Here is a 22,816-nt window from a genome sequence, read left to right on the forward strand (position 1 = left end):
CGCTGAAACACCGGTGCGGTCCGATTGTGTTCTCGGCGCTTTATACACGCGCGAGTCAATTTAGATGTAAGTGGAATATCATGCTCGTGATTTGTAGTTCTTATCGATTTGACAATAGGATAGGGAGGACTAAGATTTAAACTTGCAGTGCCGGTTTTACGTCTTTCTTGTCAGAGGCGGGACCAATTTTTCCGGCATGCCCTCGTCGGCAAGGCCGGTTTCAGGGAGGTGTCATGCTATGAACATGGAACTCTCGCGGCGCCAATTCCTGGGTGCCGTCGGTGCCGGGGCGGCGGCTACGGCGCTCGGATCTCTGGGCTTCGGTGAAATCGAAGCCGCGCATGCCGAAGCGATCCGCGCCTTCAAGCTCGTGGGCACGACCGAAACCCGCAACACCTGTCCCTATTGTTCCGTCGCTTGCGGCGTGATCATGTATTCGAAGGGCGACCGGACGAAGGGCGAGCAGGCGGAAATCATCCATATCGAGGGTGACACCGATCATCCGACCAATCGCGGCACGCTCTGTCCGAAGGGCGCGGCGCTGCTCGATTTCGTCAAGTCCGAAACCCGGCTGAAATATCCGATGATCCGCAAACCCGGGTCGGACAAGTTCGAACGGGTCAGCTGGGATGAGGCTCTCGATCGGATCGTCCGGCTGATGAAGGACGACCGCGACGCCAATTTCGTCGAGAGAAACGAGGCGGGCGTGCCGGTGAACCGGTGGATAACGACCGGCTTCCTTGCGGCCTCCGCGACAACGAACGAAACGGCATGGGAGACCTACAAGGTCGTCCGCAGTGCCGGGATGCTGGTCTTCGACAACCAAGCGCGTGTCTGACACGGCCCTACGGTAGCCAGTTTGGCTCCAACATTCGGCCGCGGCGCAATGACCAACTCCTGGACGGACATCAAGAACACCGACCTCGTGATCATCATGGGCGGCAATGCCGCAGAAGCGCATCCGTGCGGCTTCAAATGGGTGACCGAGGCGAAGGCCAATCGCGGTGCGAAGCTGATCGTCGTCGATCCCCGCTTCACCCGCTCCGCATCGGTCGCCGATTTCTATGCGCCGATCCGCCAGGGCACGGACATCGCCTTCCTGCTCGGCGTGATCAACTACTGCATGCAGAACGACAAGGTGCAGTGGGATTATGTCAAGGCGTTCACCAATGCCAGCTACATCGTCAAGGACGGCTTCGCCTACAAGGACGGGCTGTTCACCGGCTATGACGAGGCCAAGCGCGATTACGACAAATCGACCTGGGACTATGTCATCGGCCCCGACGGCTATGCGATGGTGGACGACACGCTGGCGAATCCGCGCTGCGTATGGAACCTGCTCAAGGAGCACGTTTCCGTCTACACCCCCGAAATGGTCGAGCGCATCTGCGGCACGCCGAAGGACAAGTTCCTGAAAGTGGCCGAAATGGTCTCCGAATGCTCGTCGCCGACCAAGGCGATGACCTCGATGTATGCGCTCGGCTGGACGCAGCATTCGAAGGGCTCGCAGAATATCCGCGCCATGGCAATGCTGCAGCTGATCCTCGGTAATATCGGGGTGCGCGGCGGCGGCATGAATGCCCTGCGCGGCCACTCGAACATCCAGGGGCTCACCGATGTCGGGCTGATGTCGAACCTGCTCCCCGGCTATCTGACGATACCGAACGAGAAGGAGGTCGATCTCGAGACCTACATGTCGACGCGCGGCTTCAAGCCGCTCAGACCCAACCAGATGAGCTACTGGCAGAACTACAGGAAGTTCTTCGTCAGCTTCCAAAAGGCGATGTGGGGCACGGCAGCGACGCCGCAGAACGACTTCGCCTATGACTGGCTGCCGAAGCTCGACGTCTCGGGCTATGACATCCTGCGCGCCCTCGAGCTCATGGGCCAGGGCAAGATGACGGGGTACTTCTGCCAGGGCTTCAACCCGCTGCTTGCCGCCCCGAACCGCAAGAAGGTGACGGATTCGCTGTCGAAGCTCAAGTTCCTCGTCACCATGGATCCGCTCGACACCGAGACGGCGCGTTTCTGGGAGAACCACGGCGAGTACAACGATGTCGATCCCTCGCAGATCCAGACGGAGGTCATCCAACTGCCCTCCACCTGCTTCGCCGAAGACGAAGGCTCGCTCACCAATTCCAGCCGTTGGCTTCAATGGCACTGGCCGGGCGGCACGCCTCCCGGCGAGGCAAAGACCGACAACTGGATCATGGCGCAGATCCATGTGCGGCTGAAGGAGCTCTACCGCAAGGAGGGCGGGAAATTCCCCGACCCGATCGTCAATCTCGAATGGGCCTATGCCGATCCGAACGAGCCGACCGCCGAGGAGCTCGCCAAGGAGATCAACGGCAAGGCGCTTTCAACCGTCTACGACACCGCCGATCCGACGAAGGTGCTGGCGGAAGCCGGCAAGCTCCTGCCCGGCTTCGCGGCGCTGCGCGACGACGGCTCGACCACGTGCGGCTGCTGGGTCTATTCCGGCTGCTTCAACGAGAACGGCAACAACATGGCCCGGCGCGACACGTCGGACCCGGACGAGACCGGCGCCTATTCGAAATGGACCTTCTCCTGGCCGGCCAACCGCCGCATCCTCTACAACAGGGCCTCGGCGGACCTTAACGGCAAGCCATGGGATCCGAGCCGCAAGGTGATCGAATGGGACGGCGCGAAATGGGCGGGTTACGACGTGCCCGATATCGCGCCGACGGCGAAGCCCGGCGAAGTCGGGCCGTTCATCATGAACCCGGAAGGCGTCTCGCGCCTCTTCACAAGGGGCATGATGCGAGACGGTCCGTTCCCGGCGCACTACGAGCCGTTTGAATCCCCGCTTGGCAATCTCGTCGCCCCGAATGTGCGCGGCAATCCCGCGGCGCGGGTATTCAAAGGGGATTTCGAGCAGTTTGCCGAGACCGCCTCGGAAGAGTTCCCCTATGCGGCGACGTCCTATCGCCTGACGGAGCACTTCCACTACTGGACGAAGCATGTCCACACGAACGCCGTGCTGCAGCCGGAGTTCTTCGTCGAGATCTCGGAGGAACTGGCGGCGGAGAAGGGCATCACCAAGGGCGGCTGGGTGCACGTCTGGTCCAAGCGCGGTTCGATCGAGGCCAAGGCCATGGTTACCAAGCGGATCAAGCCTCTGATCTGCGACGGCAAACCCATCCACGTCGTCGGTATACCGTTGCATTGGGGCTTTACCGGCGTGGCCAGGAAGGGCTTCGGCCCGAACTCGCTGACGCCGTTTGTCGGGGACGCCAACATCGAGACGCCGGAATACAAGGCGTTTCTGGTCAATATCGAGCCCATTGCAGGGCCGGTGGCCTGAGGAGCTAGAGCCATGTTCCCGCCCGTCCCAAATCCCAGCACCGGACCTCAAAGCCCGAAGTTCGGCGAACAGGACCTGATGCGGCGCTCGGCGTCGAACGTGACGCCGCCCGCCGAGCGCCAGACCGAAGTCGCCAAGCTTATCGACGTCTCCAAATGCATCGGCTGCAAGGCCTGCCAGGCGGCCTGCATCGAGTGGAACGACACCCATCCCGAGATCGAGGAGAATGTGGGCGTCTTCGAAAACCCGCACGACCTGACGCCGGACATGTTCACGCTGATGCGGTTCACCGAATGGGAGAACCCGGAGACGAACAATCTCGAATGGCTGATCCGCAAGGACGGCTGCATGCATTGCGAGGATCCGGGCTGTCTCAAGGCGTGCCCCGCACCCGGCGCGATCGTGCAGTATTCGAATGGCATCGTCGATTTTGTCCATGAGAACTGCATCGGCTGCGGTTATTGCATCAAGGGATGCCCGTTCAATATTCCGCGGATCTCGCAGGTCGACCACACCGCTTACAAATGCACGCTCTGCTCCGACCGCATCGCCGTCGGCCAGGGCCCGGCCTGCGCCAAGGCCTGCCCGACGCAAGCGATCGTTTACGGCACCAAGGAGGAGATGAAGAAGCATGCGGAAGGGCGCATCACCGACCTGAAATCCCGCGGCTTTGCCAATGCCGGTCTTTACGATCCGCCGGGCGTCGGCGGCACGCATGTCATGTATGTGCTGCACCATGCCGACAAGCCGGAGATTTACGCCGGCCTTCCCAACAACCCGACGATCAGCCCGATCGTCGAGGCCTGGAAGGGGATGACCAAATATGCCGGCCTCGCCGTCATGGGCGTCGCGGCGGTCACCGGCTTCCTGCATTACATGGTCAACGGCCCCAACCGCGTTACCGAAGAGGACGAGGAGGCCGCTGAGAGGCTCACGGGAGATCGTTCCTCATGAGTACCAACACGGAATCTGACGTCGGCAAGGGCAATAGCGTGCACCCCGGCAAGCCAGTCATGGTCGATCGTTACACCGGAGGGGCGCGGATCAATCACTGGATTACGGCCGGCAGTCTGGTGCTGCTCGCGCTTTCGGGCCTCTCTCTGTTCCACCCGCGGCTTTTCTTCCTGTCGGCGCTGTTCGGCGGGGGCCAGCTGGTACGCGCCATCCACCCGTGGATCGGCGTCGTCCTGTTCTTCAGCTTCCTCGGGCTGTTCCTGCGTTTCTGGAAGCTCAATCTCTGGAAGCGCGAGGACGGAACCTGGCTTGCGCGGGTGCGCGATGTACTCACCGCTCACGACGAACGCCTGCCCGAAATCGGCAAGTACAATGCCGGGCAGAAGCTCGTCTTCTGGTCGATGTCGGTTTTGATCATCGTGCTGATCACGTCCGGCATCGTCATATGGGATGAATATTTTGCGCCGTACACCACCATCGAGCAGAAGCGATGGGCCGTTCTCGTGCACTCGATCGCCGCCATCCTCGCGATCAGCGTCTGGATCACCCATGTCTATGCAGCGATCTGGGTAAAGGGTACGATACGCGGGATGGTACGTGGCTCCGTCACCGGCGGCTGGGCGTGGCGGTACCACCGCAAATGGCTGCGCGAACTGGTCGCCAAGCCGCCGCCTGCGAAGGACGAGAAGAGGACCGCAGCCGAATAGGCGGGATGAGGAAAGTGTGTGCGGTTTTCCGCCCGCGTCCCGCTCGAAACCAAGTTTCAGGGTTATATCACGTGGCCCGTCGGGTTCGTGAGGGAGTGTGATGACACGCAAAGACGCCGCAGCGCCGGATCCCACCGCCATAGGAGATGTCTCGTCGCCGCCGTTTGCGCGCCTGCCTGATCCCGCTTCGCTTTTCTCCGCCCGATCGCTGCGCCTTCGGCAATTGGCCGAAGCGAGCGACCTGGCGCCCTACCTCAACTTCGTAGCCGGGCTTTCGGCGGCTCAACACGATATCCAGGACGGCCTTCAGCCGGCTGAAGGCCCGGACGCCGCCGCGCTCACGCGCGCACGAGAGTTCGAAATGCCGCCGCTCCATCGCCATGGGATGGAGGACGAGGCGATCAACACGATATTCGACCGTCTGTTCGCAGCCGCTGACGCAATGGAGAAACCGGCGCCGGCCGCCGCCGCGCTGGCACGTGTCGCCGCCGCCGATCGGCAAGCGCGTCTTCTCATGGCCGATACCGTGCTCTCCGGTTCGTTGCCCGCCGATGCGATTGCGGAACATATTTTCGTTTGGGCCGCGCTTCAGGTGCATTTCTCCCGCCTCGCCTCGCTTCTCGACGCGAAGAAGCTTACGCCGGTCGCGGACGGTGTCTGCCCATCATGCGGCGGCAGGCCGGTATCGTCCATGGTCGTCGGCTGGCCGGGTTCGCACGGTGCGCGGTTCTGTTCCTGCTCGCTTTGCTGCACCTACTGGCACTATGTCCGGATCAAATGCGTGCTTTGCGGCTCCACCAAGGGGATCTCCTACCGGGAGATCGAGAATCACGGCGGCACGGTCAAGGCCGAAATCTGCGACGAATGCCATGGCTGGACGAAGATTTTCTACCAGAACAAGGAGCCGGCGGCAGAACCGGTTGCCGACGACGTTGCAAGCCTCGGCCTCGATCTCCTGATGCGCGAAGGCCCCTATCGCCGGGGCGGATTCGCGCCGCTTCTGGCCGGGTTCTGATGCACCGGGGAGGGACCGGAATGGATGCCAATGTCCGGCTGCGTGACATCCCGTCGGTCGACGAGCTTCTGAGATCGGCCACCGTCCTCGAAGCGGTCGAATGCTTCGGGCGGCCTGCCGTTACCGAAGTCTTGCGGCACGTGCTCGCCACGACCCGGGACGAGGTGCTGAAAGGTGCAGAGGTTCCCCCTCCGGGCGCCATTATCGCGACCGCTGTCGCGGCGCTCGAGGAGAATGATCGGTCGACGCTCCGCCCCCTGTTCAACCTGACGGGGACCGTGCTCCACACCAATCTCGGCCGCGCCTTGCTGGCGGAGGCGGCGATCGATGCCGCGACGGCGGCGATGCGCGAGGCGGTGGCGCTCGAATTCGACCTTGGGAGCGGTAAACGCGGCGAAAGAGACGATCACCTGCGCGCACTTATATGCGAGCTGACTGGTGCGGAGGACGCGACCGTCGTCAACAACAACGCGGCGGCTGTGCTTCTGGTGCTGAACAGTCTCGCGGCGGGCAGGGAGGCGATCGTCTCGCGCGGCGAACTGATCGAAATCGGCGGCGCGTTCCGCATGCCGGACATCATGCTGCGCTCCGGCGTCCGCCTCGTCGAAGTCGGCACCACGAACCGCACCCATGCGAGGGATTATCGCGACGCGATAGGACCCGAGACGGGCCTCATCATGAAGGTCCACACCTCCAACTATCGCATCGAAGGTTTTACCAAGGAGGTTGGGGCACGGGAACTTGCCGGCATCGCGCACGAGCGCGGATTGCCGCTCGTCAACGACCTCGGTTCGGGCACACTTGCCGATCTCGATCGCTTCGGGCTCGCGCATGAGCCGACCGTCGGAGAAGCGGTCGCCGACGGCGCCGACATCGTCACCTTTTCCGGCGACAAGCTGCTTGGCGGACCGCAGGCCGGCTTCATCGTCGGACGCAGCGCCTTCATCGAAAAGATCAACTGCAACCCGATGAAACGCGCGCTGCGGGTCGACAAGATCCGCCTTGCGGCGCTGGAAGCGACGCTCAGGCTCTATCGCGACCCGGATCGGCTCGGCGAGCGGCTTCCGACGATGCGGCTGCTTTCCCGTCCGAAGACGGACATCGGTGATCAGGCGGCGCGGCTGGCACCCTTGGTGGAGCGTGCGGTGAAGGGCGCATTTCGCATTTCGGTCGTGGATTGCGAAAGCCAGATCGGCTCCGGCGCCTTGCCGCTTTCCACGGTGCCAAGCGTTGGGCTCGCCTTGACGCCGCATTCGGGTGGCGGCCGCACGCTTGCCGAACTGGCCGCGGCCATGAGGCGTCTGCCGATGCCGGTCATCGGCCGCATCGAACGCGGGTCACTCATCCTCGATTTGCGCTGCCTTGAGGACGAGGAGGGTTTCCTCGCCAATCTGGCGCATCTCGATCCGCCGAGCGAAGGATCGTCGTCGTGAGTCTTTTCAGCCGCTTCCTGCGAAGATCGACCGAGAGCGATGCGTCCGTCGAGGCGCCGATGGAGAAAGCACTCGCCGCCGCCCGCAACGGCGACTACGAGACGGCACTTGCGACCTGGATGCCCTTGGCGCGGGCGGGAAATCCGCGGGCGCAGAACAATATCGGCGCATGTTTTGCCGGTGGACTGGGCGTCGCCTGCGATGCCGACCTTGCCTATCGCTGGCTCAGTCTCGCCGCCGAGGCCGGCGATCCGGTCGGCCAGCGCAACCTCGCCTCACTGCTCTTCAAGGGCGAGGGGATCACACCGGATTACCAAAGAGCGGCGGCGCTCTACCGCAAGGCTGCCGAACAGGATGACGTCGAGGCTCAGGACATGCTGAGCTGGATGCTTTTGGAGGGCGATCTCATCGAGCCCGACTTCGCGGAAGCGCACCGGTGGGCGCTGGCCGCCGCGAAGAACGGTTCCGCTGCGTCGATGACACGGCTCGGGATGCTCTATCACAATGCCATCGGCGTCGCGCGCGATCCGATCGAGGCGGTCTACTGGTGGGGACTTGGCGCGCGCGCCGGCGACGCAGACGGCCAGGCGATGCTTGGCGCAGCCTATCATCTCGGACGTGGCATCGCGCGAGATCCCATCGAAGCCTTCTCCTGGCTCTTGCGGGCGCGTGAAGGCGGCAGCGCGCTGGCGACGCCGTTCTTCGACGTCGTGCGTGACGCGCTCGATGCGGAGGAGTTGACGGAGGCCGAGCGCCGCGCTGCGCTGCCGCTGTCCGAAACAACGGATCCGTCCCAGCCGGCAAGCGGGAGGGAAGAAAAGTGATCGTCGGCACAGCCGGTCATATCGATCATGGCAAGACGTCGCTCATTGGCGCGCTGACCGGTGTCGACACCGACCGGCTGAAGGAGGAAAAGGATCGCGGCATTTCGATCGACCTCGGCTTTGCCTACATGCCCGTCGAGGGCGCGGAGACACTCGGCTTTGTCGACGTCCCGGGCCACGAGAAATTCATCCACACCATGCTGGCGGGCGCCGGTGGCATCGACTTCGTGCTCCTGGTGGTGGCGGCCGACGACGGCGTCATGCCGCAGACGCGCGAGCATCTGGCGATCGTCGATCTTCTCGGCATCGAACATGGCATCGTCGCCATCACCAAGGCTGATCTCGTGGCGGAAGAACGTCTTCAAGAAGTCGAGCGGCAGATGCGAGACGAGCTTGCCGGCACGGCGCTTGCCGGTATTTCGATGATCCCGGTTTCGACCGTGTCGGGCAGGGGGGTGGCGCCGCTTCGCGACGAAATCGTCGGTGCGGCACGCCGCTTCGCGCGACGGCAGGCGAGCGGGCGCTTTCGGCTGGCCGTCGATCGCTCCTTCACCATTCAAGGCGTCGGCACGGTGGTCACCGGAACCGTGCTTTCGGGCAAGGTTTCGGTGGAGGACCATGTCATCATCAGTCCTTCCGGCCTTAACGTCCGGATACGATCGATCCATGCGCAAAACAGACCGAGCGAAACCGGCCGCGCGGGTGACCGTTGCGCGCTCAACCTCGCCGGTCCCGGCATTACGAAAACGGCGGTCGGGCGCGGCGACATGGTCTGCGACTCAGGCCTGCATACGCCGACGAGCCGGATCGATGCGACATTGCGTGTGCTTGGCTCGGAACCCAAGCCGATCGGCCATTGGTTCCCCGTGCGCCTTCATCATGCCTCGGTGGAAGTCGGAGCCCGGATCGTCCTTTTGGCTGAAGAGCCGGTTGAGCCGGGAGCCCGCACGCTGGTCCAGCTCGTGCTGGAGCGGCCGATCGCGGCGGCGGCGGGAGACCGCTACGTCGTTCGCGACACCTCCGCGCGTCGCACGATCGGCGGCGGTCGGTTCCTGGACCTGCGCGCGCCGGCACGCAAGCGCCGCACCCCGGAGCGGATGGCGCAACTCGAAGCCCACGCGCTGACCGAGCCGAAGCAGGCGATCGAGGCGCTGCTTGCCGCGCCGCCGTTTTATCTCGAACTCGGTGCCTTCGCTCGCGATCGGGCGATCGCAACAACGGACGTGCCCGCGTTGGCGCAAGCGCTGGGCGTCGTGCAGCTGCCGTTGGAGGCGACGACGCTCGCCATGTCTCAGACGAGCTGGGAAAATTTCCGCAACGATATCCTTGCCCGGCTCAAGGCCTTCCATGCCGACAACCCGGACCTCTTGGGAATGGGCGTCGAGCGGCTGCGCACACAGGCGGAATTTCGCTTGCCGGTGCCGGCCTTTCGGGCGGCATTGCAGGCGCTCGCTCGACCGGGAGAGATCGCACTCGACGGAGCCTGGGTCCGGCTTGCCGACCATCGGGTGACGATGACCTTGGCCGACGAACGGCTCTGGCATGATATCGCGCCCCTGCTCGATGGAGCCGAGCGGTTCCGCCCGCCGCGCGTGCGCGACATTGCCGGGTTGCTGGCGGTGCCCGAGGCGCAGGTCCGCCGGCTCATGAAGCTCGGCAGCCGCATGGGCAAGGTGCATGAGGTGGCGCACGATCATTTCTTCCTGCGCGAGGTGGTGGCGGAGATGGTCGCGGTCATCGCCGAGATCAGCGCGGCCGCCGACAAGGGCTGGTTCACGGCGATGCAGTTCCGCGATCGTCTCGAAAACGGCCGCAAGGTTGCGATCCAGATCCTCGACTTCTTCGATCGTCACAGCGTGACGCTCAGGCGCGGCGACATGCGCCGCCTCAATCGCAACCGTCTGGACCTTTTCGGCAATTTGTCGAATGGTGCGAGTGACAGGGCGGGTGTTTCAGGAGGAGATTCGTCCCCGGTGGGGCGTCCGGACTTCAAATCCGGGAGGGGTCGAGAGACGGCCTTTGGTGGGTTCGACTCCCACTCTCTTCCGCCATCGCGCGAAATCCGGAAATAGTCGGTGATCAGACGTGCAAAGGACGCTGTGGCAGCAGCGCTTTCGCGCCGCGGACCGATCAGGTCGGCGGCGCGCCCAGCGCGTGCAGGATGCCGCGCAGTTCCGCGAGGCCGCGCAGGCGGCCGATCGCCGGATAGCCGGGCGTGACCGTCTTCTGCAAATCGTCGAGCATCCGGTGGCCATGGTCCGAGCGGAACACGATGGTGTCTTCAGCTCCCCGGCGCCGATCCTCGGCGACAAGCTCCTTCAGGACATCGACCATCGAGACGTCGCCCTCGAGATGCGCACTTTCATGGAAGCTCCGGCCGTCGCCTTCGCGGCTGGTGGCGCGAAGATGGGCGAAATGAATGCGCGACGCAAAGCGCTGGGCGATCTTCGGCAGGTCGTTGTCGGCCCTGACGCCGAGGCTTCCGGTGCAGTAGCACATGCCGTTCGCTTCTGAAGGTACGGCATCGAACAGCGCGGCGTAATCGGCCTCCGTCGAGGCGATGCGCGGCAGGCCGAAGAGGGGTCGCGGCGGATCATCCGGGTGGAGCGTCAGCTTGACGCCCCGTGCTTCCGCCGCCGGCGTTACAGCCTCGAGAAATTCGATCAGGTGCTGGCGCAGGCGTGCGGCGTCTATGCCCTGATAGGCCGCAAGCCGCTCGCGAAAGGCGGGGATCGTCAGCGGTTCGGTGGTGGAGCCGGGCAGGGCAGAGGTGATGATGCGGGTGATCTCGGCGATCTCCTCCTCTGACATCGAGCGGAAAACCGCCTCGGCCCGCTCGCGATCCTCCTGCGAGTATTCTTTTTCCGCGCCGGGCCGTTTCAGGACGAAAAGCTCGAAGGCCGCGAAACGCTCGTGGTCGAAGCGCATGGCGGTCGCGCCCGTCGGCGTGACGAAGTCGAGCTCGGTACGGGTCCAATCGACGACCGGCATGAAATTGTAGCAGATGATCTTGATGCCGCAGGCGGCGACAGCCTCGAGACTGGCAATCCAAGCTTCGATCTCGGCCTTCGCGTTTCCGCCCTTGCGCTTCACCAGATCGGGGATCGGTATGCTCTCGACTACCGACCATTTAAGCGGCGTGCGGCCGGCCGGCGTGGTCTCGATGAGCGACTGGCGCTCGCGCACGGCTTTTTCCGTCCAGGCCTCGCCGATCGGCACCTGATGCAGCGCTGAGACGACATTGGTCGCGCCCGCCTGACGCACATCGTCCAGCGTGACCGGCGCATCCGGTCCAAACCATCTCCAGCCTTGCCGCATATTGGTATTCCTCCTGTGAGTCCTGATTCTTTTCTTGAGATCGTCTCTTGAGATTGTCCAGGGGGCGCTCGCCGTTCAGCTGAAATAGCCCGGATAGAGTAGCCGCAGTTCGTCGATGTCGAGAATGACGGCGCTCAGGTGATGCATCATCGCGCCGCGCGCTCGGTCGACATCATGCGCCGCAATGGCGTCGCGGATCGTCATGTGCTCCTCGATAACGCTGTCCATGCGGCCGAGCACCGGCAGGGTGAGACGGCGGGCGCGGTCGATCTGCAGCTTCACGGTTTTGAGGATCGTCCAGATGCCGGGATAGCCGGCGATTGCCGAAATGGCTTCGTGGAAGGCCTCATCCTGTTCGTGGAACTGCGATGGTTCGTTGAGCGCGGCGTGCACACGCTGGCGGGCGATGATTGCGTCGAGCCTGGCGATATCGTCGGCGGTTGCGATTTCGGCGGCGTGTTCGACCGTCGCGCGCTCCAGTGATTTGCGGATGACGACGGCTTCGGGAATGGCGGAGACCGGAATACGCGACACGAAGGTCCCCGATTGCGGGAAGATTTCGACGAGCCCGGCTTCCGCCAGCCGCAGAAGCGCCTCGCGCACCGGCGTGCGGCTGACGCCAAATTCCTCGGAAATGCGCTTCTCCTGCAAGGCGACGCCGGGCTTCATCTGCAGCGAGAGGATCGCCGCGTGAAGCTGCTGATAGATCGCCGACGCCGTCGTGACCCGGCGAATCCTGGCGCCGCCCGACATTGGGAAAATGGGCGACGACACATCCGGGCGTTGGCGTTGCGACATGGAGGCGAATTCCATCGGTTGACTCGGTTTTGGATACTAGTATATCAATTCGACCAGATTGCCAATATGGATAGGGAAGGGAGGCCCGGAAATGGCATTGCATCCCGAACGGTTGTTTCCGGTGGAGCCGGAAGCGCGGGCCATCGCCCGGCGCCTTTACGATGCTGTCGCAGGCTTGAAGATCATTTCCCCGCACGGCCATACGGAACCGGCCTGGTATGCCGAGGATCGGGCTTTTCCCGATCCGGCGGCGCTCTTCATCACGCCGGACCATTATGCGACGCGCATGCTCTATTCGCAGGGCGTTAGGCTGGAGGACCTTGGGGTCAGGAGGCGCGACGGGTCAGGTACTGCCCCGGAAGGCCGCGCGATCTGGCGGCTTTTCGCGCAGCATTTCCATCTCTTTGCCGGCACGCCGACGAGGCTCTGGTTCGAACATTCGCTGGAGGCCGTCTTCGGCATTACCGAGCGGCTGGGGCCGGCCAATGCCGACGCCCTTTACGATCGCATCGCCGAGGCGATTGCGACACCTCAACTGCGGCCGCGTGCTCTCTACGACAAATTCGGAATCGAGGTGATCGCGACGACCGATGGTGCGCTCGACGACCTCGTCCATCACGACGCAGTCCGTAGCTCGGGATGGCATGGCCGGGTCGTGCCGACCTATCGGCCGGACGCTGTCGTGGATGCCGAGGCGCTGGGCTTTGTCGAGAATGTCGGGAAGCTCCTTGCACTGACCGGCGAACCCGCGACCTGGACCGGCTATCTCAACGCGCATCGTGCCCGCCGCGCCTTCTTCAAGGCACGCGGCGCGACGGCGACTGATCACGGCCACGCAACCGCCCGGACGGAGAACCTTTCGCCCGCCGACGCTGCAAGCCTGTTCGAGAAGGTCCTGTCCGGCAAGGCGGGACCAGCGGAGGCTGAAGCCTTCCGCGGCCAGATGCTGACGGAAATGGCGCGCATGAGCCAGGACGATGGCCTCGTCATGCAGATCCATCCCGGCTCTTACCGCAACCACAATCCGTCGCTGTTTGCGAACTTCGGACCGGACAAAGGCGCCGATATCCCGAAGGCGACCGACTATGTGCATGCGTTGAAGCCGCTGCTCGATGCAGTCGGGAACGACCCTTCGCTGACGATCATTCTCTTCACGCTGGACGAAACCGCCTATTCGCGCGAGCTGGCACCGCTCGCCGGCCACTATCCGGCGCTGCGGCTCGGTCCCGCCTGGTGGTTCTTCGACAGCCCGGAAGGCATGCGCCGTTTCCGCGAGACCACCACGGAGACGTGCGGCTTCTACAACACCGTCGGCTTCAACGACGATACCCGCGCCTATCTGTCGATTCCGGCTCGCCACGACATGGCACGCCGGGTCGATTGCGCCTATCTCGCCCGCCTCGTCGCCGACCACCGCCTCGACGAGGAGGAGGCGCACGACCTTGCGCGCGAACTTGCCTACGGGCTCGCCAAGCGGGCGTATCGCTTGTGAGTCGCGACTGTGTCGGTCCTCGCGGTACAATTCGTCAGCCCGACGCAGATCGTCGCGCGGGCCAAACAACAGCAGGCTTCATGATGCGGCTCTCACGACAGACACTCGACCGGTTGCCGGCTACCGTCAAACGGCCGGAATACGATCCCGCCGGGCTTGCCGTCGGCATCGTCCACCTCGGCATCGGCGCGTTCCACCGGGCGCACCAGGCGGTCTTTACCGACGCGGTGCTCGCTGAGGATCCTGCCTGGGGGATTTGCGGCGTCTCGCTGCGCAGCCCAGAGACGCGCGATGCGCTCGCGCCGCAGGACGGGCTCTACACGCTCAAGGTCCAGGATGGCGAGGGCGAGCAGCTACAGGTCATCGGCAGCGTCGTCGAGCTTCTCTGCGCGCCGGAGGACCCGGAGGCCGTGCTCGCACGCATGGCCGACCCGGCGACGCGGATCGTTTCGCTGACGATCACCGAGAAGGGCTATTGCCACAATCCGGCGACGGGGAAGCTTGATGAAGCTCATCCCGACGTCGTCCATGACCTCCAGAATCCGGCGCGGCCGAAGTCGGCGGTCGGCTTCATCGTGGAAGCGCTTGCGCGGCGGGCGAGCGCCGGGGTGCCCGCGTTCACGCTGCTCTCCTGCGACAATCTTCCGTCGAACGGCCATGTGCTGAAAAACGTCGTCACGCGCTTCGCGGAACTGCGCGATCCGGCCCTTGGCCGCATTGTCCAGCAGGTTGCCTCGCCGTCGACCATGGTGGACCGGATCGTCCCGGCGACGACGGAAAAGGACCGGTCGGACATTTCCACGGCGATCGGCGTCGTCGATGCCTGGCCGATCGTGACAGAACCGTTCCGGCAGTGGGTGGTGGAAAACGATTTTCCGCTTGGCCGTCCGGCCTGGGAGAAGGCGGGAGTCGTGTTCGTCGACGACGTCGCCGTCTTCGAGATGATGAAACTGCGGTTGCTCAACGGCAGCCATTCGACGCTCGCCTATCTCGGCTACCTCGCCGGGGCGGAAACGGTCGCCGAAGCCATGGCGCTGCCGGGCATGGAGGCGCTGATCGAGGGATTGATGGTCGAGGAAGTCTCGCCGACCTTGCCAGCACTGCCGGGTTTCGATCTTTCCGCCTATCGCCTGGCGCTGCTTCAGCGGTTCCGCAATCCGGCGCTGCGCCACCGGACATGGCAGATCGCCATGGACGGATCGCAGAAGCTGCCGCAGCGACTGCTCGGAACCATCCGGGACCGCATCGCTGCGAAGTCGTCCTATGACCGCCTGGCCCTCGGCGTCGCCGCCTGGATGCGATATGCGCGCGGCATCGACGAAAAAGGCAACGCCATCGACGTCCGCGACCCGCTTGCCGGCCGGATCGCCGGCGTGGCGCAACCGTTGCAACGGCCCGAAGAGATCGTGGCCGCGCTTCTGCGCATCACAGAGGTGTTCGGCGACGATCTGTCGTCGGACGGAGCATTCCGGGACACGCTCGTCCGCACGCTCGCCAGGTTGATGTCGGAAGGCGCTGCCGCGACGGTCAAATCCTACGCGTGAAGCCTGCTGCATGATTCCTCAAATCGGCGACGACAATTCAAAGTGCTACAGCGCCCTTTGCGCGTCTAATTAGACGCGCGGCGCTGTAGGGAAACATGCAGCAGCAAGCCTCACACAAGATCGCACCGGAATAAGTATTGCCATCGGTTCTCTGCCCCGCGGGAGCGGCGGCGTCTCGGTGACGAGCAAGCGTCATTCGAGATGATTTAACTCTTTGAAACTACGCAATTCCGGACGGAAAACCGTTACACACTTTTCCTGGAATTGCTCTAGCAGGATTACGCGGTGGATCCCGTCAAGCTCAGCATCTGCATCCCGACCTACAACCGAGCGCGGTTCCTGGAGAATGCGCTCGGCCGCTTTATCGAAAGCTATCAGATCCCGTTCAGCTTCGAGATCGTCATCTCCGACAACGCGTCCACGGACAACACGCGGGAGATTGTCGAGACGTTCGCCGGCAAAGGATTGCCGATCCGCTATTTCCGCCAGCTGGAAAATCGTGGCGTCGACGCGAATCTCGGCAGCGCCTTCCGCCATGCGGCGGGCGCGTATGCGATCTATCTCGCAGACGACGACATGCTGGCGGTCGATGGTCTCGTCGAGGCCATTGCCTACCTCGACAGGAACCCGGCGCTCTCCGCCTGTTATGCGCCGTGGCATGTCCACAACGAGGTCGAAGGCCGGGACACCGAACTTTTCTACCAGATCGATGCCGACACCAAATTCGACAAGGATGAATTCGAGCGGCTTTTCGCTTTTATCGTCGAGCGGCACATCTTTCCCGAAATCGGAATCTATCGGACCGGGGCGCTGCGCACGTCGTGGCTGCCGCGCCATTTTGCCTACTGGGCTTTTTCCAACCTCGCGCATTTTCTCGAAAGCGGCGGCGTCGCGTTTCTGAAGAAACCCTTCTACCGGCAGGTCATCCAATCGAAGTTGGGCCGGGATCGGCCCCAGGCCGGCCATGACGAACTGCTGACCGCCTGGGACCGCTACCGGGGCGGCCTGGAATATTTCCTCCACGTCGGAGCCAAGCGTGGAGCCTTGCGCATGACACCCGACCGTCGTACCGCGCGGGACGCGCAGATCAGGCACTTCACCTCCATGCGCATGGCCGTCGCCATGCGCATGTGGGCGGCCAAGAAAGACTACGTCAAGGCCTATGAAATCTATACCCGCATGGCGCTCGCCGGATTCGAGCACCATCCGACGGCGCGGCAACTGAAGGATTCCCTGCCGCTGATGGTGGCCGTGCAAACGCTTGCCTGGCAGGTCAATGCGGCTGCCGAGGTCAACCGCGTGATCCTGCATGGCGTCGACAGTCCGTCATCGCTTGAAGGTCTGCTGCGCGAACTGGGCCTGCGCCAGGACATCGCCGTCGTTGCCCCAGCGCCGGAGCTTGAGCCAACGGAAATCGCGCGCACGGCCGTCTTCGTCGTTGCCGAAAACGATCGCCAGCAGTTCCTCGCGCAAGGCTATTCGCCGAACCTCGTTCTCTGCGAAAGCGACATCGTCGGCAATGTCGTGGTCTGAGTTCGCGGCACGCACGAGATCACGATGAATTGAGACGCGGGATGCGGGCGGAAAACCGCGCACGCTTTTCCTCATCCCGCTCCAAGACCCCGCGCGCGGCTCCCGCAAGTCGCGCGCTGGAATGGTCCGCTGGCGCCGCGCGTGGCGTCCTCTGGACGTCTTTGCCGCCCTTCCATCGGCGCCACCGCGACGGTGCGGCCGCCAGAACGCCATTGAAATCGATTACATTTTCTGGCTTCATGTCCTCCTCAAGATTTGGGAGGATCTTATGAGAAGGCTTATCGCAGCAGCGCTCAGCACAGTCGCGTCCATCGTCATCTCGGCATCGGCAGTCAACGCGGAGACCTTCAAGATCGGTCTCTCGAACGGCTGGGTCGGCAGCGAGTGGCGCACCCAGATGATCGACGAGGCCAAGGCCGCCGCGGAGAAGTGGAAGGAAAAGGGCGTCGACGTCGAAGTCTCGGTCCAGAGCGCGAATGTCGACGTACCCGGACAGATCGCCCATATCCGCAACTTCATCGCCGAAGGCGTGAACGCCATCATCGTTAACCCGAACAGCCCCACCGCCTTCGACCCGATCTTCGCCCAGGCGAAGGAAGCCGGCATCCTGGTGATCGCCACGGACGCGGAAGTCTCGTCTCCGGATGCGCTCTATGTCGGCATTGACCAGACCGCCTGGGGTGCCGCCGGGGCGAAATGGCTTGCCGAAACGCTGGGCGGCAAGGGCAAGGTGGTCGCGATAAACGGCGTTGCCGGTCACCCGGCCAACGAGATGCGCGTGGCAGGCTACAAGCAGGTCTTCAAGGACTATCCGGACATCCAGATCGTCAACGAAGTCAGCGCCAACTGGGATCAGGCGCAGGGCCAGCAGGCGATGCAGAACATCCTTGCCACCTATCCCGACGTGAACGGCGTCGTGGTGCAGGACGGCATGGCCGCCGGCGCCTGGAAATCGATCATGGACGCCGGCAAGACGGACCAGATCGCCGCAACGGGCGAGATCCGCAAGGACTTCATCGACCTCTGGGTCAAGGACAAGCTGAACTCCGGCGCGACCGTCAACCCGCCGGGCGTGATGGCGAGCGCGCTGAATGTCGCGGTGCTGATGCTGCAGGGCAAGGAGTTGAAGGAGCCCGCCAAGGCCGGCCAATACGGTAACGCTCTCTACCTGCCGATCCCGTTCATCGACAGCAAGAACGTGGGCGATGCCGCAAAGCAGCTCGAAGGCAAACCCGGCTACTATTCCTATACCAGCTCGCTTTCGATCGAAGACGCGGAAGCTCTCTTCAAGTGAGTGTTTCCAATGGTTGCACGGGCCGAGTCTCGGCCCGTGCTTGCCTTCGCACTGCAACGGACGAAGTTCGATGTCGAAACTGAAACTGAGCGGCGTAAGCAAGGCTTACGGCGCCACATTGGCATTACGTCGCGGCGATCTGGAGGTGCTGGCCGGCGAAGTCCATGTGCTCATGGGCTCGAACGGATCGGGCAAGAGCACGCTTTGCAAGATCATCGCTGGCAGCGTGCGGCCGGATGCAGGGAGAATCCTTATCGACAACAGGCCGGTCACGATCACCGGGCCGCGTTCGGCACGCGCACAGGGGATCGGCATCTTCTATCAGGAGCTCAGCCTTGCGGCTCATCGCTCGGTCGAGGAAAACATCTGCCTTGCCGCATTGCCGATCAAGTCCCACCTGTTCGTCGACCGGGCCTCGCTCAAGCAGCGCGCTGCCCGCTACATCAGGCTCTTCGAGAAAGTAGCCGGAGAAGGATTTTCCGCCGACACCCTCGTCGGCAACCTGCGCCCCGACCAGCGGCAACTCGTGGAGATCATGAAGGCGCTCGCAAGCGAGGCGCCGATTCTGATCTTCGACGAACCGACCTCCGCGCTCGACCGTGCGCAGGTCGATTGCTTCTTCGAGATCCTGCGTGATCTGACGTGGCAGGACCGCGGCATCATCTTCATTTCCCACCGCATGGACGAGATCAAGGCGATCGGCGACCGGGTGACGATCATTCGCGACGGCGAGACGATCACGACGCTCAATCTTGCCGAGACGGACGCGGCCTCGGTTATCCGGCTGATGGTCGGCGGCTCCGGCGACATGCCGGCTTCACAGTCCTCGGCCCCCGCCGTTGTCGACGGCAAGGACGGCGCGGCGATGACCGTCCGCAATCTCTCCGGCCGCGGTTTCCGCAATGTCAGTTTCGAAGTCGCCAAAGGCGAAATCTTAGGCTTCGGCGGCCTTCACGGGCAGGGCCAATCGGCGCTGCTCCGGGCGATCTTCGGCGCCGGCTTCTTCTCGTCCGGCGAAGTGTTGATCGGCGATGGCCGCTTTGACGCGTCGAGCCCGCGCGACGCCATCCGGCGGGGCTGCGCCTATGTTTCCGGCGATCGCGGCCGCGACGGCGTCATCAGCGGCAGGCCGATCATCGAGAACGTCACGCCGATCCATTATCTGCGCGATCGCCTGATGATAGCCCGGCCCTCCAAGCTGCGCGACAAGGTGGCGCCGGCGCTTCAAAGCATGCATACCAAGTTTGAGAGCCTGTTCCACCCGATCAATTCGCTTTCCGGCGGCAACCAGCAGAAGGTGATCATCGCCCGCTGGCTGATCGACCGCCCCGATGTGCTGCTGCTCGACGACCCGACCAAGGGCATCGACCTTTCGGCGAAGGCCGACCTCTTCGCTCTGATCCGCCAGCTGGCGGCCGAGGGCCTCGGCATCCTGCTCTATTCATCCGAGGACGCCGAATTGCTCGGGAACGCCAACCGCATCCTCGTCTTCAACGGCGGTTCGGTCAGCCGCGAACTGACGGGGGCCGACCGCACGCGCTACAATCTTTATCAAGCCGCTTACGAGGCCGCGTGATGGCAGAGATCACAATCACCCCGAGGGCGCGCGGGGTTGGCATCCGCAAGCTTCTGGAGCGCTATCCCTTTCTGCCGGCGCTCGTGATCGTCGTGGCGCTGCTGTTGCTCAATGGCATCTTTTCGCCCAACAGCCTCAGCTACCGGTCGCTGACGGGGCTGCTCAGCACCTATATGGCGCTGATCCTGCTCGCGATCGCCCAGACCTATGTCGTCTACGCCGGCGACATCGACCTCTCCGCCGGATCGATCCTGTCGCTCGTCAATGTCGCAATCGTCGTCCTGATGGAGCGGTGGGGCGGCGGGGCCGGCGCCGTGCTGCTTGCGCTCGCCCTCGGCCTTCTGTTAGGGCTCGGCTGCGGGCTCTTGAACGGTATCGTCGTCGCCGCACTGCGGCTGCAGGCGATCGTTGCGACCTTCGCGACGAGCATTTTCTTCACCGGGTTCGCCCTCTACATCCTTCCCGTTGCCGGCACGCCGGCGCCGGCGCTGTTCTGGCGGACCTATGGCGGCCGGCTGCTCGGCGTGCCCTTCGTCTTCTATATCCTGGCGGTGCTGGTCGTGTTGCTTCTGGTGCTGAGCCGCACGCGCCTCGTCACGCAATTGCTCGCCGTCGGCGACGATCAGCAGGCGGCCTTCCAGACCGGCCTGCCGGTCGTGCCCGTGCGGATCAAGGGCTATCTGCTCTGCGGGCTTTTCTCCGCGCTCGCCGCCTTCTGCATCACCGGCGATACGGCGAGCGGCGACCCCCTGGTCGGCGGCAAGATGACGCTCTACAGCGTCGCCGCCGTGGTGCTCGGCGGCAGCGCGCTTTCTGGCGGCTGGGGAACGGTGGTCGGCTCGCTGCTCGGGGCGCTGACGATCGGCCTCATCAACTCGGTCGTCTTCTTCATGGGCACGCCGTCAGAATGGCAGAATTTCGTCCAGGGTTTCGCCATTCTCGTCGTGCTGATGGCAGGCGTACTGGCGGGCAGGAGGGCGCGCGCATGAGCCGGATCCTCTCTTTCGTGCGTCAGCCGCTCGTCGTCGCGCTCGTGCTGATCGCGCTGTTGCTTTACCTCGGCCAAACGCTGTCGCCGGGCTTTGCCTCCGGCGGACAGGTTCTGCGGCTCTTGATCGTCGCCTCGCTGCTCGGCATCGTCGCGGCGGGCCAGAACGTCGTCATTCTCGGCGGGCGCGAGGGCATCGACCTTTCGGTCGGCGGCGTCGTTTCGCTTTCGGCGATCATCGCCGGCAACGTCATGAACGGCGCAGACAGCGGTATTGTGCCGGCGATCCTCGCCTGCCTCGCCGCCGGCGCCTTCTTCGGTCTCCTGAACGGACTGGGCGTGACGCTCCTGCGCATCCCGCCCCTTGTCATGACCCTCGGCATGCTCGGCGTGCTCCAGGGCCTGCTCGTCGTCATCCGCATGGGGATACCCTCCGGCCGTGCGGCGCCGGGCCTGTCGAGCTTCGTCACGCAACCGCTCGCCGCCGGCATTCCCGGCATCATCTGGCTGTGGATCATGATTGGCGTGCTCATGGCCTTCATGCTCCACCGCACGGTTTTCGGCCACCGCATCTATGCCATTGGCTCGAACGAGCATGCGGCCTACATGGCAGGTGTTCCGGTCAGGCTGATGCGTATCGCCCTCTTCATGATTTCCGGCATGTTCGCCGCGATCGCCGGCCTTTGCTTGCTCGGCTATTCCGGGTCGTCCTTCGCCAATGTCGGCGAGCAGTACACGCTCGCATCGATCATCGCGGTCGTCTTCGGCGGCACGTCGCTTGCCGGCGGCAAGGGCGGCTATACCGGCACCATGGCCGGCGCGATCCTGCTCGTCATTCTCCAGAGCATCCTGACCACGGTGAACATCGATGAATCCGGGCGCCAGATGGTGTTCGGGGCGACGCTGCTCCTGCTCATGATGTTCTATGGTCGGGGCCGGGCGATGCGCGCATGAGAGAGCGGCCGAAGATCAAGGATATCGCCAAACGGGCGGGCGTGTCGGTCGCGACGGTATCGCGCGCGCTCAGCGACTCGGCGCTGGTGACGGCCGAGACGCGCCAGCGCATTCTTGATCTGGCGCGCGAGCTCAACTACCGCCCCAATGTCAGCGCGCGCAGCCTGCGCACCCGCAAGTCCATGTCGGTGCTGCTCGTCGTGCGCGATGTCGGCAATCCTTTCTATCTCGATATCCTGAAAGGGGTGGAGGCGACGGCGCGGGAGGCCGGCTATTCGGTGCTGATGGGCAACACCGAAAGCGATCCGGCCCGAGAAATCGAGTATTTCAACATGCTGCGCGACGGCCACGCCGACGGCATGATCCTGATGACCGGCAAGCTACCGCCGGCTGGCGGAAACTGGACCGGCGCACCGAGCCGCCTGCCGGTGGTGGTGGCGCTCGAGATCATCGAGGGCGCAGGCCTGCCACATGTGCAGGTGGACAATGTCGGCGCCGCGCGGGAAGCGGTGGAGCACCTCATCTCGATCGGCCATCGGCGCATCGCTCATATCAGCGGACCATTGCCGGAACTGATGAGCCTTCATAGGCGCGAAGGCTATCGCGAGGCCATGCGCAATGCCGGGCTCGACGTGCCGGAAGCCTATGAAGTTCGCGGCGACTATCTGCTCGAAAGCGGGCAGGAGTGCTGCCGCAAGCTTTTCACCCTGCCGGAGCCGCCGACCGCGCTTTTCGTTGCCAACGACGAAATGGCCTATGGCGCCGCATACGAACTGCGCCGCATGGGGCACGATGTGCCGGGCGACGTGTCGGTGGTCGGTTTCGACGATCTCTACCTGAGCAAGGCCTTCTACCCGCCGCTGACCACCGTCAGCCAGCCGCGCGCCGAGATCGGACATGTCGCCATGGAACTGCTTCTCAAGATCCTGTCCGGCGCCGAGATCGATTGCGACGAACCGATCGTCCTTCCGACTGTCTTGCACATTCGGGGAAGTACGGCTCCGCCGCGGGAATGACAAACACGTGCGGGACTGTGGTGCGCTCGCATCGGCACACACATT

At 63.8% G+C, this 22,816-nt stretch carries 16 protein-coding genes, 1 tRNA gene and 1 pseudogene; 16 read left to right on the top strand and 2 right to left on the bottom strand.

What is annotated here, in order from left to right:
- The first annotated feature begins 238 nt into the window (after positions 1 to 238).
- From fdnG to PZN02_RS27360, 8 genes and pseudogenes are all read left to right on the top strand, one after another.
- A complete protein-coding gene (gene fdnG, locus PZN02_RS27325) occupies positions 239 to 3,325 on the top strand; it encodes a formate dehydrogenase-N subunit alpha (RefSeq protein WP_280662077.1) in 3,087 nt (1,028 codons plus the stop codon).
- Positions 3,326 to 3,337: 12 nt separating this feature from the next.
- Complete coding sequence (gene fdxH / locus PZN02_RS27330) at positions 3,338 to 4,279, top strand: formate dehydrogenase subunit beta (RefSeq protein WP_280662078.1); 942 nt, start codon at positions 3,338 to 3,340, stop codon at positions 4,277 to 4,279.
- Entirely contained in the window at positions 4,276 to 4,986 is a 711-nt protein-coding gene (locus PZN02_RS27335; protein WP_280662079.1) for a formate dehydrogenase subunit gamma, read from the top strand. Before fdxH ends, PZN02_RS27335 begins: the two co-directional genes overlap by 4 nt.
- A gap of 100 nt (positions 4,987 to 5,086) precedes the next feature.
- Complete coding sequence (fdhE, locus tag PZN02_RS27340) at positions 5,087 to 6,001, top strand: formate dehydrogenase accessory protein FdhE (protein WP_280662080.1); 915 nt, start codon at positions 5,087 to 5,089, stop codon at positions 5,999 to 6,001.
- 20 nt (positions 6,002 to 6,021) lie between these two features.
- Positions 6,022 to 7,434, top strand: coding sequence for an L-seryl-tRNA(Sec) selenium transferase (gene selA / locus PZN02_RS27345; RefSeq protein WP_280662081.1), 1,413 nt, complete (start codon positions 6,022 to 6,024; stop codon positions 7,432 to 7,434).
- 59 nt (positions 7,435 to 7,493) lie between these two features.
- Positions 7,494 to 8,258 (top strand): tetratricopeptide repeat protein, encoded by a 765-nt coding sequence (locus tag PZN02_RS27350; RefSeq protein ID WP_280663297.1) that lies wholly within the window; start codon positions 7,494 to 7,496, stop codon positions 8,256 to 8,258.
- A pseudogene (gene selB / locus PZN02_RS27355) lies at positions 8,255 to 10,090 on the top strand (selenocysteine-specific translation elongation factor); the annotation flags it as partial. The gene PZN02_RS27350 and the pseudogene selB, both read left to right, overlap by 4 nt.
- Positions 10,091 to 10,213: 123 nt before the next feature.
- Positions 10,214 to 10,309: transfer RNA gene (locus PZN02_RS27360), tRNA-Sec, on the top strand.
- Between the two features lie 79 nt (positions 10,310 to 10,388).
- Here the strand turns inward: PZN02_RS27360 and uxuA are convergent.
- Both uxuA and PZN02_RS27370 read right to left on the bottom strand, forming a co-directional pair.
- Positions 10,389 to 11,576, bottom strand: coding sequence for a mannonate dehydratase (gene uxuA, locus PZN02_RS27365; RefSeq protein ID WP_280662082.1), 1,188 nt, complete (start codon positions 11,574 to 11,576; stop codon positions 10,389 to 10,391).
- 75 nt (positions 11,577 to 11,651) lie between these two features.
- Positions 11,652 to 12,374: a GntR family transcriptional regulator gene (locus PZN02_RS27370; RefSeq protein ID WP_280662083.1), complete on the bottom strand. Its 723-nt coding sequence runs from the start codon at positions 12,372 to 12,374 to the stop codon at positions 11,652 to 11,654.
- A gap of 91 nt (positions 12,375 to 12,465) precedes the next feature.
- On the opposite strand from PZN02_RS27370, the gene uxaC reads away from it, so the two are divergent.
- The 8 genes from uxaC to PZN02_RS27410 all read left to right on the top strand — a co-directional run bounded on the left by uxaC (position 12,466) and on the right by PZN02_RS27410 (position 22,771).
- Positions 12,466 to 13,866, top strand: coding sequence for a glucuronate isomerase (uxaC, locus tag PZN02_RS27375; protein WP_280662084.1), 1,401 nt, complete (start codon positions 12,466 to 12,468; stop codon positions 13,864 to 13,866).
- Positions 13,867 to 13,949: 83 nt separating this feature from the next.
- Positions 13,950 to 15,410: a mannitol dehydrogenase family protein gene (locus tag PZN02_RS27380; RefSeq protein WP_280663298.1), complete on the top strand. Its 1,461-nt coding sequence runs from the start codon at positions 13,950 to 13,952 to the stop codon at positions 15,408 to 15,410.
- 285 nt (positions 15,411 to 15,695) lie between these two features.
- Positions 15,696 to 16,943 (top strand): glycosyltransferase family 2 protein, encoded by a 1,248-nt coding sequence (locus PZN02_RS27385; protein ID WP_280662085.1) that lies wholly within the window; start codon positions 15,696 to 15,698, stop codon positions 16,941 to 16,943.
- A gap of 268 nt (positions 16,944 to 17,211) precedes the next feature.
- Complete coding sequence (locus PZN02_RS27390; protein ID WP_280662086.1) at positions 17,212 to 18,237, top strand: ABC transporter substrate-binding protein; 1,026 nt, start codon at positions 17,212 to 17,214, stop codon at positions 18,235 to 18,237.
- Between the two features lie 70 nt (positions 18,238 to 18,307).
- A complete protein-coding gene (locus tag PZN02_RS27395) occupies positions 18,308 to 19,813 on the top strand; it encodes a sugar ABC transporter ATP-binding protein (RefSeq protein WP_280662087.1) in 1,506 nt (501 codons plus the stop codon).
- On the top strand, positions 19,813 to 20,802 hold the full coding sequence (locus PZN02_RS27400) for an ABC transporter permease (protein ID WP_280662088.1): 990 nt from the start codon (positions 19,813 to 19,815) through the stop codon (positions 20,800 to 20,802). Before PZN02_RS27395 ends, PZN02_RS27400 begins: the two co-directional genes overlap by 1 nt.
- Entirely contained in the window at positions 20,799 to 21,755 is a 957-nt protein-coding gene (locus PZN02_RS27405) for an ABC transporter permease (RefSeq protein ID WP_280662089.1), read from the top strand. Before PZN02_RS27400 ends, PZN02_RS27405 begins: the two co-directional genes overlap by 4 nt.
- Positions 21,752 to 22,771 (top strand): LacI family DNA-binding transcriptional regulator, encoded by a 1,020-nt coding sequence (locus tag PZN02_RS27410; RefSeq protein WP_280662090.1) that lies wholly within the window; start codon positions 21,752 to 21,754, stop codon positions 22,769 to 22,771. Before PZN02_RS27405 ends, PZN02_RS27410 begins: the two co-directional genes overlap by 4 nt.
- Positions 22,772 to 22,816: the final 45 nt, after the last annotated feature.

This window comes from Sinorhizobium garamanticum (assembly GCF_029892065.1).
GTDB classification, from domain to species: domain Bacteria; phylum Pseudomonadota; class Alphaproteobacteria; order Rhizobiales; family Rhizobiaceae; genus Sinorhizobium; species Sinorhizobium garamanticum.